The organism is Pseudomonas sp. TMW22080 (genome assembly GCF_022496745.1).
In the GTDB taxonomy this organism is placed as follows: Bacteria; Pseudomonadota; Gammaproteobacteria; order Pseudomonadales; family Pseudomonadaceae; genus Aquipseudomonas; species Aquipseudomonas bubulae.
Genome location: NZ_SCFF01000003.1, coordinates 35,525 through 52,382, shown reverse-complemented (window position 1 = coordinate 52,382; position 16,858 = coordinate 35,525). Strand labels below are relative to the sequence as shown.

At 60.7% G+C, this 16,858-nt stretch carries 17 protein-coding genes; 8 read left to right on the top strand and 9 right to left on the bottom strand.

Annotated elements, in window-relative coordinates; genetic code table 11:
- Positions 1-43: 43 nt before the first annotated feature.
- From EQV96_RS10515 to arsC, 3 genes are read right to left on the bottom strand one after another with little or no spacing between them, the layout of a single operon-like run.
- On the bottom strand, positions 44-451 hold the full coding sequence (locus EQV96_RS10515; protein ID WP_095003062.1) for a DUF2069 domain-containing protein: 408 nt from the start codon (positions 449-451) through the stop codon (positions 44-46).
- Positions 444-1,049, bottom strand: coding sequence for an NAD(P)H:quinone oxidoreductase (gene wrbA / locus EQV96_RS10510; RefSeq protein ID WP_095003063.1), 606 nt, complete (start codon positions 1,047-1,049; stop codon positions 444-446). The genes EQV96_RS10515 and wrbA overlap by 8 nt, the downstream gene beginning before the upstream one ends.
- Positions 1,046-1,399, bottom strand: a complete 354-nt coding sequence (gene arsC, locus EQV96_RS10505; RefSeq protein WP_095019417.1) for an arsenate reductase (glutaredoxin) — start codon at positions 1,397-1,399, stop codon at positions 1,046-1,048. Before arsC ends, wrbA begins: the two co-directional genes overlap by 4 nt.
- Positions 1,400-1,525: 126 nt before the next feature.
- Between arsC and EQV96_RS10500 the strand changes: the two genes are divergently transcribed.
- Positions 1,526-1,990 (top strand): TlpA disulfide reductase family protein, encoded by a 465-nt coding sequence (locus EQV96_RS10500; protein ID WP_095003065.1) that lies wholly within the window; start codon positions 1,526-1,528, stop codon positions 1,988-1,990.
- A gap of 86 nt (positions 1,991-2,076) precedes the next feature.
- On the opposite strand, the gene EQV96_RS10495 is transcribed toward EQV96_RS10500, so the two are convergent.
- The 4 genes from EQV96_RS10495 to EQV96_RS10480 form a co-directional block, all read right to left on the bottom strand.
- A complete protein-coding gene (locus EQV96_RS10495) occupies positions 2,077-2,481 on the bottom strand; it encodes an META domain-containing protein (RefSeq protein ID WP_095003066.1) in 405 nt (134 codons plus the stop codon).
- A complete protein-coding gene (locus EQV96_RS10490; protein WP_095003067.1) occupies positions 2,478-2,915 on the bottom strand; it encodes a hypothetical protein in 438 nt (145 codons plus the stop codon). Before EQV96_RS10490 ends, EQV96_RS10495 begins: the two co-directional genes overlap by 4 nt.
- Before the next feature lie 51 nt (positions 2,916-2,966).
- Complete coding sequence (locus EQV96_RS10485; protein ID WP_095003068.1) at positions 2,967-3,956, bottom strand: 2-hydroxyacid dehydrogenase; 990 nt, start codon at positions 3,954-3,956, stop codon at positions 2,967-2,969.
- 134 nt (positions 3,957-4,090) lie between these two features.
- Complete coding sequence (locus EQV96_RS10480) at positions 4,091-6,856, bottom strand: response regulator (protein ID WP_240881994.1); 2,766 nt, start codon at positions 6,854-6,856, stop codon at positions 4,091-4,093.
- A gap of 202 nt (positions 6,857-7,058) precedes the next feature.
- On the opposite strand from EQV96_RS10480, the gene EQV96_RS10475 reads away from it, so the two are divergent.
- From EQV96_RS10475 to EQV96_RS10445, 7 genes are all read left to right on the top strand, one after another.
- Complete coding sequence (locus EQV96_RS10475) at positions 7,059-7,787, top strand: response regulator transcription factor (RefSeq protein WP_095003070.1); 729 nt, start codon at positions 7,059-7,061, stop codon at positions 7,785-7,787.
- A complete protein-coding gene (locus EQV96_RS10470) occupies positions 7,777-9,138 on the top strand; it encodes a sensor histidine kinase (protein ID WP_095003071.1) in 1,362 nt (453 codons plus the stop codon). Before EQV96_RS10475 ends, EQV96_RS10470 begins: the two co-directional genes overlap by 11 nt.
- A gap of 244 nt (positions 9,139-9,382) precedes the next feature.
- Complete coding sequence (cysM, locus tag EQV96_RS10465; RefSeq protein ID WP_095003072.1) at positions 9,383-10,285, top strand: cysteine synthase CysM; 903 nt, start codon at positions 9,383-9,385, stop codon at positions 10,283-10,285.
- Complete coding sequence (gene rlmD, locus EQV96_RS10460) at positions 10,285-11,637, top strand: 23S rRNA (uracil(1939)-C(5))-methyltransferase RlmD (protein WP_095019421.1); 1,353 nt, start codon at positions 10,285-10,287, stop codon at positions 11,635-11,637. The genes cysM and rlmD overlap by 1 nt, the downstream gene beginning before the upstream one ends.
- 118 nt (positions 11,638-11,755) lie before the next feature.
- On the top strand, positions 11,756-14,011 hold the full coding sequence (gene relA / locus EQV96_RS10455; protein WP_095003074.1) for a GTP diphosphokinase: 2,256 nt from the start codon (positions 11,756-11,758) through the stop codon (positions 14,009-14,011).
- A 123-nt stretch (positions 14,012-14,134) separates the two neighbouring features.
- Positions 14,135-14,968, top strand: coding sequence for a nucleoside triphosphate pyrophosphohydrolase (gene mazG, locus EQV96_RS10450; RefSeq protein ID WP_095003075.1), 834 nt, complete (start codon positions 14,135-14,137; stop codon positions 14,966-14,968).
- A gap of 22 nt (positions 14,969-14,990) precedes the next feature.
- Positions 14,991-15,536, top strand: coding sequence for a DUF2058 domain-containing protein (locus EQV96_RS10445; protein WP_019827734.1), 546 nt, complete (start codon positions 14,991-14,993; stop codon positions 15,534-15,536).
- Positions 15,537-15,689: 153 nt separating this feature from the next.
- On the opposite strand, the gene EQV96_RS10440 is transcribed toward EQV96_RS10445, so the two are convergent.
- Together EQV96_RS10440 and EQV96_RS10435 are read right to left on the bottom strand one after the other, a co-directional pair.
- Positions 15,690-15,872, bottom strand: coding sequence for a hypothetical protein (locus EQV96_RS10440; RefSeq protein ID WP_016779856.1), 183 nt, complete (start codon positions 15,870-15,872; stop codon positions 15,690-15,692).
- A 266-nt stretch (positions 15,873-16,138) separates the two neighbouring features.
- Entirely contained in the window at positions 16,139-16,852 is a 714-nt protein-coding gene (locus EQV96_RS10435) for a DUF3108 domain-containing protein (RefSeq protein ID WP_095019423.1), read from the bottom strand.
- Positions 16,853-16,858: the final 6 nt, after the last annotated feature.

Genomic DNA, 16,858 nt, shown 5'->3' with positions numbered 1-16,858 from the left:
GCGAAGGCCGTTCGCGAGCAAGCCCGCTCCCACAACAGCTGCATCACTCGCCGCTCAGGCGTCGATCCAGCTGGTAGCGCCAGCGCACAAACAGCAATGCGCTGACAAATACCGCCACGCTGGCGGCGATCTCCAGCAGGCCGAACACCTGACGGTTCGGATCGAATGCCGCCAGCGCGCCCTTGATCAGGTACAGGTTGACCACATAGCAGGTGAACGAGTGCCCACGGGGGCTGCCCATCAGCATGCCGGGTACCACAAACATCAAGGGCACCAGTTCGATCAGCAGGATCACCCACGGGCGCGCGCCGTGCAGGTTGGCAAACATCAGGTAATAAACACACAGCAGGGCGATCAGGCCAAAGAAGCACGCCAGGCTCACTACCCGCATCAGCCTTACCCGCGGCTGCAGCCACTCGATGGGCGGCAGCACTTTTGGCTTTTTAGCCACGGTTGCTCTCCAGTTTGCGGGCAATGGTGGCCAAACGCTGACCCAAGGCCCGGCACAGGGCGATTTCGTGCTCGTCCAGCCCGCGCTTGCCGTCGGCACCTGCGTGATGGCTCGGGCCATAGGGCGTTCCGCCTGCCGTGGTGTGCAGCAGGGCCGATTCGCTGTAGGGCAGGCCGGTGACCAGCATGCCGTGGTGCATCAGTGGCAGCAGCATCGACAGCAAGGTACTTTCCTGGCCGCCGTGCAGGCTGGCAGTGGAGGTGAACACACCGGCCGGCTTGCCCACCAGCGCGCCGGTCAGCCACAGGTTGCTGGTGCCATCCAGGAAGTACTTGAGCGGTGCGGCCATGTTGCCGAAACGCGTCGGGCTGCCCAGGGCCAGCCCCGAGCAGTTTTTCAGGTCGTCGAGGCTGGCGTACATCGCGCCTTCGTCCGGAATGGCCGGGGCCACGGCTTCACATTCGGCAGAAATGGCCGGCACTGTGCGCAGGCGCGCCTCGAGGCCGCCCTGTTCGATGCCTCGGGCAATTTGCCGGGCCATTTCGCTGGTCGAACCGTTGCGGCTGTAGAACAGAACCAGAATATAAGGCGCACTCACGACAGGATCTCCAGGACTTTTTCCGGTGGGCGACCAATCACGGCTTTGTCGCCTGCGACCAGGATCGGCCGCTCGATCAACTTGGGATGTGCAGCCATGGCGTCGATCAGCTGCGCGTCAGTGAGACCGCTGTCTGCCAGGTTGAGGGCCTTGTACTCGTCTTCGCCGCTGCGCAGCAATTGCCGTGCGCTGATGTTCAGCTTGGCCAGCAGGTCGCGCAGTTGGGCGGCGCTCAGCGGCGTTTCGAGGTAGCGCACCACGGTAGGGGTCAGGCCGCGGGCTTCGAGGAGTTCGAGCGCACCGCGGGATTTCGAGCAGCGCGGGTTGTGATAAAGCGTCAGATCGGTCATGTGCGGGTCGCATCTTGCGTAAGGTGGCGGCTATTCTACCTGCCTGACGGGCGCGCCTGAACCGTATGCGGTAAATGGCCGCTCGCTGATGTATTTTTGTATGTATTTACCGGGAAGGATCAACGCATGTTTAAGCGACTCATGGCAGCAGTTACCGTCTGCGCCACATTATTGCTGGCCGGCTGCGGAAATGATTATGGGGTCGATCAGCACGGACAGAAGATCGCCTCGGAGCGTCTGGACAAGCAATGGAAGGTCATCAACTACTGGGCCGAGTGGTGTGGCCCGTGTCGTATCGAGATTCCTGAACTCAACTCGCTGGAAAAACAGCTGCAGGGGCAGTCGGTGGGAGTGTTCGGGGTCAACTACGATGGTTTGCAGGGCAAGGAGCTGAGCGACGCGAGTACCGCGCTGGGCATCACCTTTACCGTGCTGGCGCAGGATCCGGCGGAGGTGTTCGATTTGCCACGCAGCGAAGCCTTGCCGGTGACTTATATCCTGGATGAGAAAGGCAAGGTGCGGGCAACGTTGATGGGCGAGCAGACCGCGGCCGGTGTGTTGGCGAAGATCAAGGAATTGAGAGGGGCCTGAGTCGAAGCCATCGCGAACAAACCCGCTCCCACAGGCTGGCACCAGTCTGTGGGAGCGGGCTTGCTCGTGATTCAAGCGCCGCGGTATCAGCCTTCTTCAGGCCAAAGCCGCAGCGGCTTGCCCTGTTCAGGCCAGAATCGCACCTGCTCGATCGGCGATATGTCCCAGCGCTGTACGGTCTGCAAGGCCTCGAAGAATCGCTGCTCCTGCTCCATCAACGCCGGCGCACAGGCCTTGCGGGTGCTGCCTACGCCACCAAAGGTCAGCTTGTCGCCGTCGAGGGTGTAAGGTGCGAACCAATGGTTGCAACCGCCACTGCCATAGGCCCGACCAGCATCGTCCAGGGTGACGGTCAGGTGGCTGTTGTCGATCAGCGGTCGTTCGCCGATCCACTCCAGCACGTAGGTGTGGTTTTGCTGCAACTTCACCGGATCACCCGCACACCCCGTCAGGCTTGCGCCCAGCACGGCCAGCAGGATCAAGCGTTTCATTGCGCGGCCTTTTGGCATTGCGGGCACAGGTGCTTGCTGCCTTCAGTGCTCCAGCCCAGCTCGGCAATCCGCGCCGTGGCTGCGGGCTTTTGCGCCTTGGTGCCGAGTTTGGCGTCGACTGCGAACTCGAACTTCAGCTCTTTGGCGCAAGCATCGCAGTTGACCTGCCATTCATGAATCGCCAATTCGCCGAACACCGGCCCTTTGGTGACTGCAACCCACTGGCCACGCGGGTTGATCAGGTGGCGCACCTTGTCGACGCTCAAACGCATGGACAAGGTCTTGCTGCCCTTGAGGGACACAATCAGCACGTCACCGGCTTGAATCGAGCCGCCGTTGCCGGTGACTTGATACAGGCCCGGCGCCAGAGCGCGGCATTCAATCAGGGTGTGCTGCGGGTTAAGCAGGCTGTAGCGGAAATCGTGTTCGACCATGGGTCCTCCAAGTAAGTCGCTATGCTAGCACGCAGGCATCAAAGTCCAGACTCAACCTTCGATCAGGTTTTGCGCCGTACCGTTTCTCCAGGCTGCGATATTGCTCAAGGTCGTGCTGGCAATTGCATTCAACGCCTCGCGGGTCAGAAACGCCTGATGGGCCGTGATGATCACATTGGGGAAGGTCAGCAGCCGGGCCAGCACGTCATCCTGCAAGGGCAGGTCGGAGCGGTCCTCGAAGAACAGTTGGGCCTCTTCTTCGTACACATCCAGCCCAAGATAGCCCAATTGGCCACTTTTCAGCGCCTCAATCAGCGCCGGCGTGTCGACCAGCGCCCCCCGTCCGGTGTTGATCAGCATGGCGCCGTGCATGAGGGTGGCCAGGCTGGTGGCGTTGATCAGGTGCTTGTTGTCTGCGGTCAACGGGCAGTGCAGGGAAATGATATGCGAACCGGCCAGCAGTTCGGGCAGGCTGACGTAGCGAGCGCCCAGCGCCAGCAGTTCGGCGTTTGGATAAGGGTCGAAGCACAGCAGCTTGCAGCCGAAACCGGCCATGATCTTGCCGAATGTGGCGCCGATCTGGCCGGTGCCCACCACGCCCACGGTCTTGCCCACCAGATCGAAACCGGTCAGCCCGTGCAGAGTGAAGTCGCCTTCGCGGGTGCGGTTGTAGGCGCGGTGCAAGCGGCGGTTGAGCGCCAGGATAAGGGCCACGGCATGTTCGGCGACGGCGTGGGGGGAGTACGCGGGGACGCGCACCACACTCAGGCCCAGGCGTTTGGCGGCGGGCAGATCCACATGGTTGTAGCCGGCCGAGCGCAGGGCGATCAGGCGGGTGCGGCCAGCAGCCAGTTGCTCCAGCACCGGGGCGCTGAGGTCGTCGTTGATAAACGGACAGATCACTTCGTAGTCATGGGCCAGTGCTACGGTGTCCAGGGTCAGGCGCGCGGGCTGGAAATGCAGCTCGTTACCGTCGTCTTGTGCGGCCGCGATGAAACTGTCGCGGTCGTAGGTCTGGCTGCTGAAAAGAATCGTGCGCATGGGGTCTTCCTTGGTCTGTAACTACAAATCGGCTTTTATGGGAGCGGGCTTGCTCGCGATGGCATCACGGCGGTTTACCTGACATACCGCGCCGCCCGAATCGCGAGCAAGCCCGCTCCCACACGATGATTTTGCTATGCAGTACTGCGTGCTTCTTTGGCCAGGCGTGTGATGGCCTGATCCAGCTCGTCCAGGGCGGCGACGGCGTTGGGGCTTGCCTGCTTGAGCAGGGTCTCGCTGCGCTGGCAGGCCGCACGCAATTGCGGTACGCCGCAGTAACGGGTTGCGCCGTGCAAGCGGTGGACGCGCTCGATCAATGCGTTGTTGTCTCTGGCCTCACGGGCCTGGCGGATAGCGTCGCGGTCGGCTTCCAGCGAAGCCAGCAGCATGGCCAGCATGTCGATGGCCAGGTCCGCCTTGCCTGCCGCCAGTCGCAGCCCCTCATCGTGGTCGAGGACGAGCAATTGCGTGGTGTGACGGGTCGGTTCGTGCGAGTTTTCGCTGGCCTGATTGCGCAAGGCCAAGCCCGTCCACTTCAACACCACTTGGGCCAACTGCCGTTCGCTGATCGGTTTGGTCAGGTAGTCGTCCATGCCGCTTTGCAGCAAGGCGCGTTTTTCGTTGGCCATGGCGTGGGCTGTGAGCGCAACGATCGGCAGCGGCGTACAGTGGCGCTCGCTTTCCCACTGGCGCAGGACTTCGGTGGTCTCGCGCCCGTCCATGCCGGGCATTTGCACATCCATCAGCACCAGATCGAAATCGTGTGCCTTGACCGCATCAATGGCGGCATAACCGCTGTCCGCTGCAGTCACCTTGGCGCCCATGCCTTCAAGCAGGGTTTGCACCAGCAGCAGATTGGCCGGGTTGTCATCCACACACAGAATGCGCGGCGCGCGGCTGGCCAGCGGTTCGCCGGGTTCGCTGCGGGTTTGTCGCGGGCTGACCAGGTCGGCCAGGGCCCGACGCAGTTTGCGGGTGCAGGCGGGTTTGGCCTGGAGCTGGCTGTGGGGGTTGTCCACCACCGCGTTGAACAGGCCCTGCTCGGTGGTCGGGCACAGAACCAGTACCTTGCAACCCAGGTGCTCGAGATCCCAGATGTGCTGGTTGAGACGCTCTGGCGGGGTGTCATTGGCCGTTACGCCCAGAACTGCCAGATCAATAGCCTGGGCGGTCTGGTGAGCGCCGGTCACACAATTGGTGAGGTTTTCCAGAGTAGTGCAGGGCGTGACTTCCAGGCCGCAGTCTTCCAGTTGATGGTGCAGGGCCTGGCGGGCCAGGTCGTGTTTTTCCAGGATGGCTACGCGCCGGCCCAGCAGCGGCGCGCCGGGCAAGTCTTCGACATCATCGCGAGCCTTGGGCAGCCTGACGCTGATCCAGAACACCGAGCCTTCGCCAGGGGTGCTTTCAACGCCGATTTCGCCGCCCATCTGTTCGACCAGTCGCTTGGAAATCACCAGCCCCAACCCGGTGCCGCCGGGCTGGCGAGACAGTGAGTTGTCAGCCTGGCTGAAAGCCTGGAACAGGGCGCGGATATCCTGGGCGGTCAGGCCGATGCCGGTGTCCTGCACGCTGATGCGCAGTTGCACACTGCCGTCGGTTTCATTTTCGTCCTGGTCTTCAAGCATGGCCCGCACCGCGATGGTGCCCTCGCGGGTGAACTTGATGGCGTTGTTGATCAGGTTGGTGAGGATTTGCTTGAGCCGCAGCGGGTCGCCGATCAGCGACAGCGGGGTGTCGCGATACACCAGGCTGACCAGTTCCAGGCCTTTGTCGTGGGCCGAAGGGGCGAGGATGGTCAGGGTGTCCTGCAGCAGGTCGCGCAAATTGAACGGAATGCTGTCGAGCACCAGCTTGCCGGCTTCGATTTTCGAAAAATCGAGAATCTCGTTGATGATGCCCAGCAGGTTGTCGGCCGATTTTTCGATGGTGTTCAGGTAGTCGAACTGGCGCGGGGTCAACTCGCTTTTTTGCAGCAGGTGGGTAAACCCGAGGATACCGTTGAGCGGGGTGCGGATTTCGTGGCTCATGTTGGCCAGAAACTCGGACTTTATACGGCTGGCCTCCAGGGCTTCCTTGCGGGCCAGATCGAGTTCAAGGTTCTGGATTTCGATGGTTTCGAGATTCTGGCGCACGTCTTCGGTGGCCTGGTCGACGCTGTGCTGCAGTTCTTCCTGGGCATTGTGCAGGGTTTCGGCCATGCGGTTGATGCCCGAGGCCAGTTCGTCAAGTTCGTGGCTGCCCAGTGGCGGCAGGCGGGTTTCCAGATGCCCGTCCTTGAGCTGGGCCACGGCTTGTTTGATTTGCCCCAGCGGTGCGTTGATGGTGCGGCTCATGCGCAAGGCCAGCAGGGTGGTCAGCACCAGCCCGGTGACGATCAGCAGCAGGCTGGCAAACAGGTTGCGATAGCTGCGCAGCAGCATGCCGTTATGGGACAGCTCCAGTTCGACCCAGCCCAGCAGGCGATGGGCTTCGTTAGGGATCACATCCCCGGCCAGGTTGCGATGGCGGCCAAATACGGGCAATAAATAGCGCGTGGCATCGTTGTCGGTGCGCTGTTGCAGATGGGTACTGCTGCCCAGTGGAGCCTGATTGAGCATGATCGGCCCGGCATGGGCCAGCGGTTCGTGGTTGGCGTTGAGGAACGCCACGGCGCGCACATCCTGTTGTTCCAGAGATTCGGTGGCGATACGGGCCAGCAATGCGGTGTCGTGGCGCCCCATGGCGGGGGCCACCAGGGGGGCGAGTTGTTCGGCGATCATTTCCCCGCGCTGCAACAGTTGCGATTGCAGTTCGGACTGTTGCAGCCAGGTGAAATAGCCGCCGAGCACGCTTGCCATCAAACTGACGGGCAATAGCGTTAACAGCAATACGCGGCCTTTGATACCGAGGTTTTTAAGCACACAACTCTCCAGCCCTGCATTCTTTTAAGAGTGATCCGGGCTTCCCGCCCGGATCAGGTGGCAGTGTAGCCATATGGTGCCCGGCAAATCTTTGAAAATTTGCCATCAATTTCGGTTTATCAGACGGGGTAAAGCCCGTGCCGGTTGCCCGCAGGGGCTCAATCTTGAATAATCGCCGATTGAGAATTACTTGCAGACGCTAATGAATCCCGTAGCTGTTAGCCCCTCGCGCCTACTGACCATTGAAGACGACCCCGTTCTGGGCGCCTATCTGCACGAGCAGCTGGGGCGTTGCGGGTTTGACGTTATCTGGTGCCAGAATGGCCTGGAAGGTCTGGCCCGTGCCCGCCAGGAGCACTTTGACGTGGTGCTGATGGATATCCTGCTGCCCGGCATGAATGGCTTGCAGGTGCTGACGCAACTGCGTCAGACCCACGCTTTGCCGGTGATCCTGATGTCGGCGCTGGGTGCCGAGGCCGACCGTATCAGCGGTTTCCAGCTGGGCGCCGATGATTATTTGCCCAAGCCGTTCAGCATGGCCGAACTGCGGGTGCGCATCCAGGCCATCTTGCGTCGAGTGGCCCTGGATCGCATGCCTGGCGCCCCAACGGTGCTGGAACTGCCACCGGCCGAGAGCGGTTTGCTGTTCGACGACGAGGCGTGCGATGTGCGCCGGGGCGAGCAATGGGCCGGGTTGACCCGCAGCGAGTTCCGTCTGCTCGATACCCTGCAGCGCAATGCCGACGAAGTGTTGAGCAAGGCCTTTCTCTATCAGCAGGTCTTGCAGCGCGGCTATGCAGCCCATGACCGCAGCCTGGACATGCATATCAGCCAGATCCGGCGAAAGCTCAAAACTATCGGCTATTACCAGCATGAAGTACGCACGGTGTGGGGCAAGGGCTATGTCCTTAGTGCCAGCGATGCCCCGTAAGGTGCCCGGCAAGAATTCGGTGTTCTGGAAGCTGGCGTGTTTGCTGGTGGTTTTCTGCTTGCTGATGATCTGGCTCAGTTGGTCCTGGGGTCGCTATATGGACAAGCGCACCGGCTTTTTGTCCGAGCAGGCCCACGGCACCCTGGTGCGCTATGCCGGTGAGGCCGAGCGCGCCTGGGAGAGCGCTCAGCAAGCCGGCGTCGACCAGTGGTTGCAGGGCATGGGGCACAGGGAGCCGGGCTGGGTCGGGGTGATTGGTCAGGACCTGCAGTCGCTGAGCAGCTACCCGCTGAGTGATCGAGAAAGTGAGCGGCTGACCTTTTTGCGCGGCCTGGACTGGCCCATCAGCCATATCAAGACGGCGCGGCCATGGATAAAGGTGCCCTTTCCCCGCGACCCGTCGGCGGGCAGCCTGGTGATCGAGTTGCCGCAACGCTTTATGCCCGGGCGCTCCCAGGTGATCTGGCGGATTGTCACCAACGGCGTAATTCCTGGCTTGCTGACCCTGTTGCTGTGCGTGGGCCTGTACCGCGTGCTGATCGTGCCGCTTAACCATCTTCGCGAACAGGCCAATGCCTGGCGGGCTGATCAACTGGGGGCGCGGCTATCGAGCCAGATCACCAGCCGCCAGGACGAACTGGGTGAGCTGGCGCGGGCGTTCGATCAGATGTCCGAGCGCTTGCAGAGTACGGTCTCGCAACAGCAGCAATTGCTCCGCGACTTGTCCCATGAGCTGCGCACGCCCTTGAGCCGTTTGCGGGTAGCCTGTGACAGCGAGCAGGGGGGCGAGGCCTTGCGTGAGCGCCTGGGCCGTGAAGTCGACGGCATGCAACGGCTGGTCGAAGACACCTTGCAACTGGCCTGGCTGGATGCCGAGCGCGGGCCGCTGCCGGTGGAAGACATTCAGGTGCAGGCGCTGTGGGAGATGCTCACCGAAAACGCCCGCTTTGAAAGTGGCTGGCCGCAATCGCGACTGCCTTGTCTGGTGGATGAGCATTGCTGGGTGCGCGGGCATCTCAACAGCCTGGCTCAAGCCATGGAAAATATCCTGCGCAATGCCATTCGCCATTCACCACCCGAGGGTATCGTCAGCCTTGATGGCCGGCGCGAAGGCAATATGTGGCACCTGTGGCTCGATGACCAGGGCGCAGGTGTGGCACCTGAAGAACTGGAGCGGATCTTTGCGCCTTTTACCCGCCTTGATGGCTCGCGTCCCGGCGATGGCGGCTTTGGTCTGGGCCTGAGTATTGCGCGCAATGCCCTGCGGCTGCAGGGTGGCAGTTTGTGGGCAGAGAACCACGGCGGCGGGTTGCGGGTGCATGTTCGTTTGCTTGCCGGACATGCCGCGTAAACGCTCAGGCCGCGGCTGTACAGACATCCCTGTGGGAGCGGGCTTGCCCGCGATGGTATCAGTCCGTTTTACCTGACAGAGCGCGGCGTCAGAATCGCGGGCAAGCCCGGCTCCCACAGGAATTATTGTGATGGGTTTGCGGCGCTTATAGCCTTTAACCATAAGCACCGTACTTTGCGTGATATGGGCTGTCGGCGTTTGTCGGTATGATGTGCGGCCCCGCGGTCTGGATTGCGAATACGCCATGACATTGCAGTACCCAACTATCGCCGATTGCGTCGGCAACACTCCTCTGGTGCGCTTGCAGCGCCTGGCTGGAAACACCACCAACACCTTGTTGCTCAAGCTCGAAGGGAACAACCCTGCAGGCTCGGTCAAGGACCGTCCGGCTCTGTCGATGATTGCCCGCGCCGAAGCGCGCGGCCAGATCCAGGCTGGCGATACCCTGATTGAAGCCACCTCGGGCAATACCGGGATTGCCCTGGCCATGGCCGCGGCGATCAAGGGCTACAAGATGATCCTGATCATGCCCGACAATTCCAGCGCCGAGCGCAAGGCTGCCATGACCGCCTACGGTGCCGAGCTGATCCTGGTCAGTCAGGAAGAGGGCATGGAAGGCGCCCGCGACCTGGCCGACAAGATGCAGGCCCAGGGCCTGGGCAAGGTGCTCGACCAGTTTGCCAACGGTGACAACCCCGAGGCTCACTACACCGGTACGGGCCCGGAAATCTGGCGTCAGACCAACGGTACCATCACCCACTTCATCAGTTCGATGGGTACTACCGGTACCATCATGGGCGTGTCGCGCTACCTCAAGGAGCAAAACCCGGGCGTGCAGATCGTCGGTTTGCAGCCGATGGAAGGCGCTGCCATTCCGGGCATCCGCCGCTGGCCGACCGAGTACTTGCCCAAGATCTACCAGGCCGACCGCGTAGACCGCATCGTCGACATGGCCCAGCGCGAAGCGGAAGACGTCACCCGCCGACTGGCCCGTGAAGAAGGCATTTTCTGTGGTGTGTCCTCGGGCGGGGCGGTGGCAGCGATGCTGCGCCTGAACCAGGAAGTCGAAAACGCGGTGATGGTCGCGATCATTTGTGATCGAGGCGACCGTTATCTGTCGACCGGCATTTACGATGCGCCCAACTGATGGCCAAGCAAGAGAGAGGCCTGCGCTTCCAGCCTGCTGGCGGCACCAAGGCTGCGCAAGTGCCTGCGGGCAAGAAACAGCGTTTGAATATCGAGCGCCTGGCCAACGACGGCCGCGGTATTGCCTTTATTGAAGGGCGTACCTGGTTTGTTTCGGGGGCTCTGGCCGGTGAAGAAGTCGAAGCCCGCGTGCTGGGTGCCCATGGCAAGGTCGTTGAAGCCCGTACCGAGCGTGTTTTCAAGGCCAGCGAGATCCGTCGCCAGGCACCCTGTGCCCATGCGGGCAAGTGCGGCGGCTGCAGCGTGCAGCATTTGCCCCATGAAGAGCAGCTTGCACTGAAACAGCGCATGCTCGCCGAGCAACTGTCCCGCGTGGCCGGTGTCGAACCTCAAGAGTGGGCAGCGCCGCTGACCGGTCCCGAGTTTGGCTACCGCCGCCGGGCACGTATCGCCGTGCGCTGGGATGCGCGGGCCAAGCACCTGGACGTGGGTTTCCGTGCTGCTGGCAGCCAGGACATCGTCGCCATCGATCACTGTTTGGTTCTGGTACAGGCTTTGCAACCTATCATGACCGGGCTGCCCGCCATGTTGCGTCAACTGGGCAACCCCAAGGCACTGGGCCACGTGGAGTTGTTCAGTGGTTCGGCGATTGCGGTTTTGCTGCGCCATATGGCGCCGCTGAGCGCTGCCGACATGCAGGTCCTTGAGGCATTTTGCATTACCCATAACGCCCAATTGTGGCTGCATGGCGAAGGCGAGCCACAGCCGGTCGATTTGACCCGGGCCTTGGGCTATCGTCTGGAAACATGGGATTTGCAGCTGGCGTATCGCCCCGGGGATTTTGTCCAGGTCAATGCCGGCGTCAACGAAGCCATGGTGGCTCAAGCCATAAAGTGGCTTGCGCCACAAGCTGACGAACGGATTCTTGACTTGTTCTGTGGGCTGGGTAACTTCGCATTACCACTGGCACAAAAAGCGCGTGAAGTCGTGGCTGTTGAAGGTGTTGCGACCATGGTCGAACGCGCCGCGCAAAACGCGGTCAGTAACAGCCTGCATAATGCAGTGTTTTTTCAGGCCGACCTGTCACAGCCGCTGGTGGATGCAACCTGGGCCAAAGCCGGCTTCAGTGCCGTACTGCTTGATCCGCCTCGCGACGGCGCTTATGAAGTGGTACGAAAGTTGTCTGGCCTGGGTGCCAAACGTTTGGTGTATGTGTCGTGCAACCCGGCCACCCTGGCGCGCGACACGGTTGAACTGATTAAACAGGGTTACCGGTTAAAACGTGCCGCAATCCTCGACATGTTCCCGCAAACAGCGCATGTCGAGGCGATGGCGTTATTTGAAGCAGACTAGGATGTCTGTCTATTTCAACGGGCCCGCAACCCGCGACGCTATGCCCTGTAGCGCGCGGTTGGGATCAGGGCCTGTGATTTCGGCGCATTGAACCTGCGCTGTAGGGAAGGTAAGCAAGATGGTACAGGTCAGAGCACACCAGCCGATCAACACCGACGGCAGTCTCAACCTCGAGGCATGGCTGGATCATGCGGTGAGTGTCGATGTGGCGCTGGACCGTGAAGCCTTGAAAGAAGCGTGTGAGTTTGCACGCGAGGCCGAGCAGCAAGCCAATGCGGCGAAAAACCTGTGGGCCGAGGGCACCTCAAGCTTTCGTACCGGGTTGGAAATCGCCGAGATATTGGCCGATCTGAAACTGGATCAGGATTCCCTGGTTGCCGCGATTCTCTATCGTTGCGTGCGCGAAGGGCAGGTGCTGTTGCCTGCCGTCAGCCAGCGCTTCGGTCCGGTGGTGGCCAAACTGATTGATGGTGTACTGCGCATGGCGGCCATCAGTGCCAGCCTCAGCCCCCGTCAATCGATGGTGCTGGGCACCCAGGGCCAGGTCGAAAACCTGCGCAAGATGCTGGTTGCCATGGTTGATGACGTGCGCGTGGCACTGATCAAGCTGGCTGAACGTACCTGCGCGATTCGCGCGGTCAAAAATGCCCCGGACGAGAAGCGCAACCGCGTCGCCCGCGAGGTGTTCGATATTTATGCGCCATTGGCGCACCGCCTGGGCATCGGCCACATCAAGTGGGAGCTGGAGGACCTGTCCTTCCGCTATCTGGAGCCCGAGCAGTACAAACAGATCGCCACCTTGCTGCATGAGCGCCGCCTCGACCGAGAGCGCTTTATCAGCGATGTGATGAACCAGTTGCGTACCGAGCTGGAAGCCACCGGCGTGACCGACGCCGACATCAGCGGCCGGGCCAAGCACATCTACTCGATCTGGCGCAAAATGCAGCGCAAGGGCCTGGCCTTCAGCCAGATCTATGACGTGCGTGCCGTACGGGTACTGGTGCCGGAAATGCGCGACTGCTATACCGCGCTGGGCATCGTCCACACCCTGTGGCGACATATTCCCAAGGAGTTTGACGACTATATCGCCAACCCCAAGGAGAACGGCTACCGCTCGCTGCATACTGCCGTGATCGGGCCTGAAGGCAAGGTCCTGGAAGTGCAGATTCGCACCCATGCCATGCACGAAGAGGCCGAGCTGGGGGTTTGCGCGCACTGGCGCTACAAGGGCACTGACGTCAAGGCCGGGTCCAACCAGTACGAAGAGAAAATCTCGTGGCTGCGCCAGGTGCTGGAGTGGCACGAAGAACTGGGCGATATCGGTGGCCTGGCCGATCAGCTGCGCGTCGATATCGAGCCGGACCGGGTGTATATCTTCACCCCTGACGGGCATGCCATCGATCTGCCCAAGGGGGCGACGCCGCTGGACTTTGCCTACCGGGTTCACACCGAGATCGGCCACAACTGCCGTGGTGCCAAGATCAACGGGCGCATCGTGCCGCTCAACTACAGTCTGCAGACCGGTGAGCAGGTCGAGATCATCACCAGCAAGCACGGTACGCCGAGCCGCGACTGGCTGAACCCGAACCTGGGCTATGTCACCACCTCGCGGGCGCGGGCGAAAATCGTCCACTGGTTCAAGTTGCAGGCGCGCGATCAGAACGTCGCTGCCGGCAAAACCATGCTCGAGCGCGAACTCGGCCGTTTGGGCCTGCCGGCGGTGGATTACGAGAAGCTCGCCGACAAGGCCAACATGCGAACCGCCGAGGACATGTACGCGGCGCTCGGGGCTGGCGACTTGCGCCTGGCGCAGTTGATCAACCTGGCCCAGCAACAGGTCGAGCCTGAGCGCGGCAGCGAGCAGATGGAGCTGATCCCGCGCAAGGCCACGGGCTACAAGCCGGGCAAGCGTGGAGACATCCAGATCGAAGGCGTCGGCAACCTGCTGACCCAGATGGCCGGGTGCTGTCAGCCGCTGCCGGGGGATGCGATTGTCGGTTACATCACCCAGGGCCGTGGCGTCAGCATTCACCGCCAGGACTGCGCCTCGGTGCTGCAACTGGGCAGTCGTGAGCCGGAGCGGATGATTCAGGTCAACTGGGGGCCGATCCCGGTCTCGACCTATCCGGTGGATATCGAAATCCGCGCCTACGATCGTTCGGGCTTGTTGCGTGATGTGTCGCAGGTGTTGCTCAACGAACGGATCAACGTGCTGGCGGTCAACACCCGCTCGAACAAGGAAAACAACACCGCGTTGATGACCTTGACCATCGAGATCCCGGGGCTGGATGCGCTGGGGCGTTTACTGGGGCGGATCTCGCAACTGCCGAACATCATCGAAACCCGCCGGATCGGGCGTAGTGAGCCGCGCTGATCCTTTGTGGTAGCGGGCTTGCTTGCGATTGCATCACCTCGGTGAGTCAGCTGTACCGGGGTGTTCATATCGCGAGCAAGCCGCTCCCACAGGGTGTGGTTAGCGTGTGCCAAAGGATTACAGATGTACAACCTCGACGACCTGCTGCACCTCATGGCCCGCCTGCGTGACCCGCAGTACGGCTGCCCGTGGGATATCAAGCAAACGTACGCCACTATCGTGCCTTATACCCTCGAAGAGGCCTACGAGGTCGCTGACGCCATTGAGCAGGGTGACTTCGAGCACCTGCAGGGCGAACTCGGCGATTTGCTGTTTCAAGTGGTGTATTACAGCCAGCTGGCTCGGGAAGAAGGCCGTTTCGAGTTTGCCGGGGTGATCGACAGCATTACCCGCAAGCTGATCCGCCGTCACCCCCATGTCTTTCCCACCGGTGACCTGTATGCGCCGCTGGATGTGCCGCGCTTGAGCGAAGAACAGGTCAAGGTACGCTGGGATGAGATCAAGGCCGAGGAGCGCGCAGAAAAGTCTACCGCCCCCGAGCAGTTGTCCTTGCTTGACGATGTGCCCGTCGCCTTGCCTGCCCTGTCCCGCGCCGCCAAGCTGCAAAAGCGCGCCGCCCAGGTCGGTTTTGACTGGCCAGCGGCATTGCCGGTGCTGGACAAGGTGCGTGAAGAGCTGGATGAAGTGCTGGAGGCCATGGCCGACAACGATTCGGCGGCCATTCATGACGAAATCGGCGACCTGCTGTTTTCCGTGGTCAACCTGGCCCGTCATCTTAAAGTGGACCCGGAAACCGCCTTGCGTGGTGCCAATGCAAAATTTGATCGACGTTTCCGGTTTATCGAGCAGGCATTGCGCGATACCCTGCGTCCCATTGAAAGTTGCACCCTTGAAGACCTGGACGCCCTGTGGGGTGAAGCCAAGCGCCAGGAAAAGAATTTGCCCAGCTGCGGCTGAGTTTGCCTAAGTGAGTAAGTAGATGAGCATTTCCCTACGCGACCAGTTGCTCAAAGCCGGACTGGTCAACGAGAAGCAGGCCAAGCAGGCCGGCAAAGAAAAACAGAAACAACAGCGTCTGGCCCACAAAGGCCAGATCGAACTGGACGACACCCAGCAGCGTCTGGCTGCCGAAGCCAAGGCCGAGAAGGTCAAGCGCGACCAGGAACTGAACCGCCAGCAGCAGGAGAAGGTCGAGCAAAAAGCCCGTGCTGCGCAGATCAAGCAATTGATCGAAGTATCACGTCTGCCCAAGCTGACCACTGAGGACTACTACAACTTCGTTGATGACAAAAAGGTCAAGCGCCTGTCGGTCAACACCCTGATGCGCAACAAGCTGGCCAATGGCTCGCTGGCGATCGTGCAGCACCAGGGCGGCTACGAAGTCATCCCCCGTGAAGCTGCACTGAAGATTCAGGAGCGCGATCCGCGCCGGATCGTGCAGCTGAATATCCTGGTTGAGCCGAAAACCCCGGAAGAAGACGATCCGTACGCGGCCTATCAGATCCCTGATGACCTGATGTGGTAGTGCTGGCATAACCTGTGGGAGCGAGCCTGCTCGCGAAAGCGTTCGCTGCTCTTCGCGAGCAGGCTCGCTCCCACAGAGTGTTGCGTTGGCGCATAACAAAACAAACCCCGCTTCGGCGGGGTTTGTGTTTTTCAAGACAGTAGTTTCTTCTGCTCAGGCCTGGCGTTTCTGCGCTTCCAGCTTTTCCAGCTCAGCCTTGTAGCTGTGAGCGTCGCTTTCGCGGTGGAACATGCCTACCAGTATGTCTTCTTGATGCACATCCCATAGGTGTACACCGTGGGCTACCAGTTGGTGGAACATACGTGAATCGTCGCGCTCAGTTACTTTGATAGTCATCTGCTTGCTCCAAATTCTGATGAGGGCCTGCGGCAAGGCGTCGCAGGACTTCTTTATAGAATCTGTTAGCTTCCTAAGTAAATAGCTGATTGTCGCGCTGTCATCTTGCAGAAAATCCTTAAACCCTGCAGCCCTTTAAGCACGGGGTGTTTACGGATTTGTTTAATAGTTTTATGAAAAATGTTTCATGTTTTTGGTGTGTTACAGACCAAAAAAACCTCGCCGAAGCGAGGTTTTTTTGAGGCTTGCAGCTAAAGGCTTGTCGCTTAGTTGCCCTTGACCGTTTTGCCATCCACCGTGCCGTCCAGCAGCATGATGTTGTATTCCTTGCCGTCTTTTTCGACCTGGCGCAGTTTGACCAGCAGCGAACCCCAGTTCTTGGCGAACCACATTTCAGTGATGCGCTTGTTCTGTGTCGGGTCGCGTACGCGCTCAACCTTGATTGCGTCGACCTTGCCAGCCTTGGTTTCAACCACTTCAGGGCCGATCACGCGAAAGTCATAGGTGTCGACGTCATTGCCATCAACCACCTGGTAGCTCATGGACTTTTTGCCGGCTTCTACGTCACGCTGCAGTGCCAGCTGGTAGGTGGACTTGTCGAGCATGCCGCTGAGCAAGGGTACTTTGACAGCGTCGCCCTGATCGGTGCCGGTGACCATCTTGGCCGCCCAGTCGAAATCCAGATCGATCTTCTTGGCTTTTCCCAGGCCGCCACGTTCAAAGTGGTAGGTCAGCGGGATCAGCGTGTTTTTCTCGATTTTGAGGGTGCTTTCTTCGTTCAGGCTGGCTACCAGCATTGAAGCCTTGAAATTCAAGGTCCAGATACCATTGTCACCCTTGGTCAGGCTGCGCTCGGCAGAACCGCTCATGGGCAGCTGTTTCCAGTCTGCGGTGTAGCTGGCCTTGAAAGGCTGAAGATCGGCCGCTTGGACTGCTGGAATAGCCAGCAGGCTAAGGGCGAGAAGCAGGGCACGACGCATAAGTTC